This window comes from Micromonospora sp. BL1 (assembly GCF_003667485.1).
GTDB lineage: Bacteria > Actinomycetota > Actinomycetes > Mycobacteriales > Micromonosporaceae > Micromonospora > Micromonospora tulbaghiae.
On sequence record NZ_RCVK01000151.1, the window covers coordinates 1 to 6049 of the forward strand.

Annotated in this window: 7 protein-coding genes; 6 read left to right on the top strand and 1 reads right to left on the bottom strand. The window is 71.1% G+C overall.

The window, feature by feature from the left end; all coding sequences use genetic code 11:
- Window positions 1–80: 80 nt before the first annotated feature.
- Window positions 81–308: a GntR family transcriptional regulator gene (locus EAD96_RS04700; protein WP_064446847.1), complete on the bottom strand. Its 228-nt coding sequence runs from the start codon at window positions 306–308 to the stop codon at window positions 81–83.
- 278 nt (window positions 309–586) lie between these two features.
- Between EAD96_RS04700 and EAD96_RS04705 the strand changes: the two genes are divergently transcribed.
- From EAD96_RS04705 to EAD96_RS04730, 6 genes are all read left to right on the top strand, one after another.
- A complete protein-coding gene (locus EAD96_RS04705) occupies window positions 587–889 on the top strand; it encodes a DivIVA domain-containing protein (protein ID WP_121683412.1) in 303 nt (100 codons plus the stop codon).
- Window positions 886–1131, top strand: a complete 246-nt coding sequence (locus EAD96_RS31450; RefSeq protein WP_120573024.1) for a hypothetical protein — start codon at window positions 886–888, stop codon at window positions 1129–1131. Before EAD96_RS04705 ends, EAD96_RS31450 begins: the two co-directional genes overlap by 4 nt.
- Window positions 1132–1347: 216 nt before the next feature.
- Window positions 1348–2550 (top strand): substrate-binding domain-containing protein, encoded by a 1203-nt coding sequence (locus EAD96_RS04715; RefSeq protein WP_121683413.1) that lies wholly within the window; start codon window positions 1348–1350, stop codon window positions 2548–2550.
- A gap of 3 nt (window positions 2551–2553) precedes the next feature.
- On the top strand, window positions 2554–3297 hold the full coding sequence (locus tag EAD96_RS04720) for an ABC transporter ATP-binding protein (protein WP_013288706.1): 744 nt from the start codon (window positions 2554–2556) through the stop codon (window positions 3295–3297).
- A complete protein-coding gene (locus tag EAD96_RS04725) occupies window positions 3298–4026 on the top strand; it encodes an ABC transporter ATP-binding protein (protein ID WP_120573026.1) in 729 nt (242 codons plus the stop codon).
- Entirely contained in the window at window positions 4023–4913 is an 891-nt protein-coding gene (locus EAD96_RS04730) for a branched-chain amino acid ABC transporter permease (protein WP_013288704.1), read from the top strand. The genes EAD96_RS04725 and EAD96_RS04730 overlap by 4 nt, the downstream gene beginning before the upstream one ends.
- Window positions 4914–6049 lie beyond the last annotated feature (1136 nt).

A 6049-nucleotide genomic window follows, 5' to 3' on the forward strand; every position in this document is an offset into this window, starting at 1 on the left:
CTCCCCGAGCGGCGCGCCACTTCGGGGAGGTGGCTGCTTCCGGGCGGGATGATGCCGCCACCTCGGCGTAGTGGAGTTGATCAGGCCGGTGGTTCGGCTACGTAGGTGCCTCGGCCGGGCTGGCCGGTGATCAGCTCGCGGTCGTGCAGCAGTGAGAGAGCGCGGGACGCCGTGTTCATGTGGACGCCGTAGGCTTCGGCGAGTTCACGGGTCGAGGGCAACTTGTCGCCGGGCTTCAACTCGCCACTCTTGATCTTTGCGGCGAGTTCGTTGGCGATCTGACGATACGGCGCTTCGGCTGTAGGCATGGTGAGGACTCCGGTCGGTTCGGCACCTCCGATCATGCCGGGCCTACACCAGTAACTGCAACAAGCAGAAAGCCCGATGTGGACGCTCGACCTACACAGGTATTTTGGGTAGGCTGACCGCGTCCGGCTCCGGTTGGTTCGGCAAACCTCGGGAGTCGGACCCGGATTGGGCTCCGGGGGTCGTACCGCCGAACGGGCTGCGGTCTCGGGGTCGGCGGCCCGCCCGCGTCCCCTGTCTGCGGGCGGGTCGCCTCCACGGCTCGGTGAGGAGGATCGGCGTGCGTAACGTGCTCAACCTGTTCCACCCAACCCGGCGACGTGGCAAGGGAGGGTCGCCCAACCAGGGCTGGTACCGCTCGGACTCGTGCCGGCCGCTGAGCGTCGGGCAGATCCGCGAGCGGCGGTTCCGCACCGTGCGGCACGGGCTCGACCCGGCGGAGGTGCACGCCTTCCTCTACCGGGTAGCGGGTGACCTGGCTCTGGCCCGGCGTGACGCATCCCGGTACGCCGAGGAGAACACCCGCATCAAGGCGGCGCTCAAGAGCTGGCAGTCCCGGTTCGCGCCGGGCGCGCAGCGGTGAGCCGGGAGCGGTTCGTCGTACACCTGCCGGTTGTCGCGGCTGACCTCGACGGCGCGCGGGGGTTCGCGCGTGCCATCTGCCGGGCGCTCGGGTTCCTGGCCGACGTGGAGCGCGCCGGGACCACCGTGTCACGGGAGGACGAGCAGTCCGTACGCCACTGGGTCTGGTGCGACCGGCCTCGCGAGGGTGGCCGACGGTGCGCACGGGCGGCCGACCACGACGGGGACTGCGGCGGGCGGTGACCGGCGCGCGATGGCGTGGGGCGACATTCCCGGCGAGGTGTGCGTGGCGGGTGTGGCCATCCCGGGTCGGTGCCGTTACGTGGTGATGTCCGCGTTTGTAACGTGCGGCCACCCCGTCACGGGTACTTGTGTGCGCCGACCACATAGCCCGTGGGTGACGTCACTTCTAGCGTGAGCCGACAACTGACATTCCCCCTGTCCTCACCTGGAGTCGCAATGACGATCCGGCACACGCGACGGGTGTTCCTTACCGCCGCCACCTCGGTGGCGGTCGCTCTGGCCGCCACGGCCTGTGGCAGCCCGCAGGACACCGCATCCGGCGGCGGCGACGCCGCCCCGGTCAAGGTCGGTCTGGTCTACTCCCAGTCCGGGCCGCTCGCCAGCTACGGCAAGCAGTACATCGAGGGTTTCAAGGCGGGCCTCGACTTCGCCACCAAGGGCACCGGCAAGGTCGGTGACCGCACGATCGAGGTCACCGAGGCCGACGACGCGGGCGACCCGGCCAAGGCCGTGTCCGCCGCGAAGGACCTGATCGGCAAGGGTACGAAGATCATCGCCGGGTCCACCTCCTCCGGGGTGGCGCTCCAGGTCGCGCCGATCGCCGCGCAGAACAAGGTGCTGTTCATCTCCGGCCCGGCCGCCACGGACGCGGTGACCGGCGCGAACAAGTACACGTTCCGGTCCGGCCGACAGTCGTGGCAGGACGTGGTGACCGCCCGGTCGTTCATCGGCGACGCGGCCGGCAAGAAGGTCGTGGTGTTCGCGCAGGACGGCGCGTTCGGCGACGCCAACGAGGCCGCCGTGAAGGCCGTGATCGGCGGTGCCGGCGCGAACGTGAGCAGCGTCCGGGCCCCGGCCAGCGCCACCGAGTTCACGCCGTTCGCCAGCCAGATCAAGGCCGCCAAGCCGGACCTGCTCTTCGTCGCCTGGGCCGGCACCACCGCCGGCGCCATGTGGCAGACGCTCGACCAGCAGGGCGTCCTCGCCTCCACCACAGTCGTCACCGGCCTGGACATCCGCGCCTCGTGGCCGACGTTCGGCGCGGCCGGCAGCAAGATCTCGTTCCTGTCGCACTACTTCGACGGGGCCAGCGACACCGAGGCCGCCAAGGCCGCGAAGGCGAAGGTGCCGGGCGGCACGCTCGACCTGTTCCACCCGGACGGGTTTGCCGCCGCGCAGATGGTCGTCCGTGCCGTTCAGGAGGGCGGCGACGACGTGGAGAAGATGGTCAAGGCGCTGGAGGGCTGGGAGTTCGAGGGCGTCAAGGGCACCATGAAGATCCGCGCCGAGGACCACGCCCTGCTCCAGCCGATGTACCAGGCCAAGCTCTCCGGCAGCGGCACCGCCTTCACCGCGACCGCGCAGAAGTCGCTCACCGGTGACGAGAGCGCGCCGCCGGTCGCGCAGATGAAGGGCTGACCCGTGCTCGCCACCCGCGGTCTGACCTGGCGGATCGGTGAGGTCGCCATCGTCGACTCCGTCTACCTCGATCTGGCGCCGGGGGAGTTCCTCGGCGTGATCGGGCCCAACGGCGCCGGCAAGACCTCCCTGTTCAACCTGATCACCGGCCTGCGCCGGCCCACCGAGGGCACGGTCCTGCTGGACGGCGCGGACATCACCGCGCTTCCGCCGCACCGGCGTGCCCGGCTCGGCCTGGGGCGTACCTTCCAGGCGTCCTCGGTCTTCGGCTCGCTGAGCGTGCGGGAGAACGTCCGGCTCGCCGTACAGGCACACCGGGGTGGCTCGATGAAGCTGTGGCGGCGGGCGGCGGCCGACCGGGAGGTGGCCGCCGCCGCCGACGCGGCGCTCGACCGCGTCGGCCTGCACCACAGGGGTACGGCGCTGGCCGGCACCCTGGCCCACGGCGAGAAGCGCAAGCTGGAGATCGCGCTGCTGCTCGCCGGTGAACCCCGGGTGATGCTGCTGGACGAGCCGATGGCCGGGGTGAGCGCCGAGGACGTACCCGAGCTGGTCAGCGTGATCAAGTCGTTGACCGGGGACAGCGGCCGGGCGGTGCTCATGGTGGAACACCACATGGACGTGATCCTGGAGCTGGCCGACCGGATCGCCGTGATGCACCACGGCGCGCTACTGGCGTGCGACACCCCGGACACGGTGATGGCGAACGCCACCGTGCAGGAGGCGTACCTGGGGGAGGCGCTCTAAATGACCGAACCTGTCCTGTCCGTGGCGGACCTGTCCGTGCGGATCGCCGGGCTGCACATCCTCCAGGGGGTGTCGTTCGAGGTCGCGCCGACCGGCGTCACGGTGCTGCTCGGGCGCAACGGCGTCGGCAAGACCACCACGTTGCGCGCGATCGTCGGGCTGACGCCGCGCGGCGGTGAGGTGCGCGGCAGCGTACGCATGGGGGCGCGCAGCCTGCTCGCCCGACCCACCCACCGGCTGGTCCGCGACGGCCTCGGCTACGTGCCGGAGGACCGCTGCGTCTTCGCCGCGCTCACCGTGGCGGAGAACCTGCGGCTGGCCGAACGGCGGGGCGTCACGCCCGCGTACGACAAGGTCTTCGCTCTCTTCCCCGAGCTGGAGCGGCGCGGACGGCAACGGGCCGGCTCGCTGTCCGGCGGGCAGCAGCAGATGCTCGCGATCGGCCGGGTGCTGCTGAACGACAACCGGCTGCTGCTGGTCGACGAGCCGACGAAGGGGTTGGCGCCGAAGGTGGTGACCGAGGTGGCCGAGGTGCTGGAACGGGTGGCGGAATCCGTGCCGGTGCTGCTGGTCGAGCAGAACCTGGCGGTGGTACGGCGGCTGGCGACCGACGCGGTGGTGCTCTCCGCCGGGAAGGTCGCCTGGACCGGCGACGCCCAGGAGTTGCTGCTGGAGACCGCGCTGACCAAGTCACTGCTGGGCGTGGGTTCGGCGGAGGTGCACTCATGAACACAGTGGTCCTGCTGACGCTGACCGGGCTCGGCCTGGCGGCGCTGTACTTCCTCGTCGCCTCCGGCCTCTCCCTGGTCTTCGGCCTCGCCGACGTACTCAACTTCGCGCACGGGCTGTTCCTCGGCGTCGGCGCGTACGCGACGTGGTGGGCGGCCGGCAACCTGCCCGGCGCCGGGCCGGACGGGTTCGGCTTCGTGCTCGCAGTCGTCTTCGGCGTGCTGGCCGGGTCGCTCGTCGCGGTGCTCGTGGAGCTGGTGCTGATCCGGCCGCTGTACTCCCGCACCATCGAACAGGTGCTGGTCACAGTCGGCCTGTCGCTGGCCGGGGTGGCGCTGCTCCAGGCCACCTGGGGCGCGGACCCGCGTCCGTTCCCGCGGCCGGACTGGAGCCGGGGCGTCACATCGGTGCTCGGCGCCCAGGTGCCGAACGCCGGGCTGCTGCTGATCGTCGCCGCCGCTGTGGTGCTCGGCGCGCTGCTGGCGTTCCTGCGCTGGACCCGGTACGGCCTGATCATCCGGGCCGGCGTGGAGAACCGGGAGATGGTGACAGCGCTCGGCATCGACGTGCGCAAGGCGTTCACGCTGGTCTTCGCCATCGGCGGGGCCGCCGCCGCGCTGGCCGGCGCGCTCGGCGGCGTCTACTTCGGCACCGTCTCGCCGGGACAGGGCGGCTCGCTGCTGATCTTCGCGTTCATCGTGGTGGTGATCGGCGGGATGGGCTCGGTGGTCGGGTCCGCGTACGCGGCGGTCGCGGTGGGGCTGCTGCAACAGTTCGTCAACTACTACGGCACGTCCGGGCTGGGCGACCTGTGCGTGGTCGGCCTGCTCGCCGTGGTGCTGCTGCTGCGTCCGCAGGGCCTGGCCGGAAAGGTGGCTCACGCATGACCGAGGTCAAGAGCGCCGAGGCGCCCGCACCCCCGGCGGCGGTGCCGGACGAGCTGACCCCCGGCCGCGCCCGCTGGCACGGACTGCGCCAGTACCTACCGCTGGTCGCACTCGTGGTGGCGGCGATCCTGCCGTACTCCACACTGCACCTGCCCGGCATCTTCGAGGGGCCGCTGAACTCGCCGGGCACGCTGCAACTGCTCGCCATCTGCCTTGTGTTCGGCGGGCTCGCGGCCGGCTACGACCTGCTGTTCGGGCGTACCGGGATGCTCTCCTTCGGCCACGCCCTCTACTTCGCCGCCGGGGTCTACGGCACCGACATCCTGATCACCAAGGCCGGGCTGCCGCTGTGGCAGGCCGCCGTGTTCACGGTGATCGGCGGCACGACGCTCGCGGCGCTGCTCGGAGCGGTCGCCCTGCGGACCGTGGGCATCGCGTTCGCCATGGTGACGCTGGCGTTCGCGCAGGTCGGGGCGATCCTCGTGGCCCGCGACTTCGGCGGCCTCACCGGCGGCGAGGAGGGGTTGCCGCTCGACGTCTCCGGGCTGCCGGCGGCGCTCGTCGGTGTCACCAACACGGTGAACCTCTACTGGCTGGCGCTGGCGTACCTGGCGATCGTCGTCCTGGTCGTGCACCGGGTCAGCGCCTCGCCGACCGGGCGGGTGCTGGCCGGCCTGCGCGACGACGAGCGGCGGATCGGGGTGCTCGGGCTCGACCCGTACCGGTTCAAGCTCGTCGCGTTCACGCTCGCCGGTGGTCTCGCGTCGGCCGGTGGGGTGGTGTACGTGCTGATCGTCGGCGGTGCCAGCCCGCACATCACCTCGTCGGAGCTGACGCTGTCGCTGCTGGTCATGGTGGTGCTCGGTGGTCCCGGTACGCGATGGGGGCCGGTGCTGGGCGGCGTCCTCTACATGTACCTGGACCACCGGCTCACCGCGTTCGGCAGCAGCGACGCGGTGAACAGCCTGCCGGCGTTCCTCAGCCACCCGCTGAGCCAGCCCCTGTTCGTCCTGGGCACTGTCTTCATCCTGGCCGTCTACTTCTTCCCCGGCGGCCTGGCCAGCCTGCGAACCCGCCTGGCCCCCGTCCCTGACTCTTATACCCATCTGACGCTGCCGACGAATAGCCTTGTGTAG

What these genes read in the sequence shown, in the direction of transcription:
- EAD96_RS04700 (WP_064446847.1), bottom strand. Translation starts at nt 308, where the DNA reads ATGCCTACAGCCGAAGCGCCGTATCGTCAGATCGCCAACGAACTCGCC.
- EAD96_RS04715 (WP_121683413.1), top strand. Translation starts at nt 1,348, where the DNA reads ATGACGATCCGGCACACGCGACGGGTGTTCCTTACCGCCGCCACCTCG.
- EAD96_RS04725 (WP_120573026.1), top strand. Translation starts at nt 3,298, where the DNA reads ATGACCGAACCTGTCCTGTCCGTGGCGGACCTGTCCGTGCGGATCGCC.
- EAD96_RS04730 (WP_013288704.1), top strand. Translation starts at nt 4,023, where the DNA reads ATGAACACAGTGGTCCTGCTGACGCTGACCGGGCTCGGCCTGGCGGCG.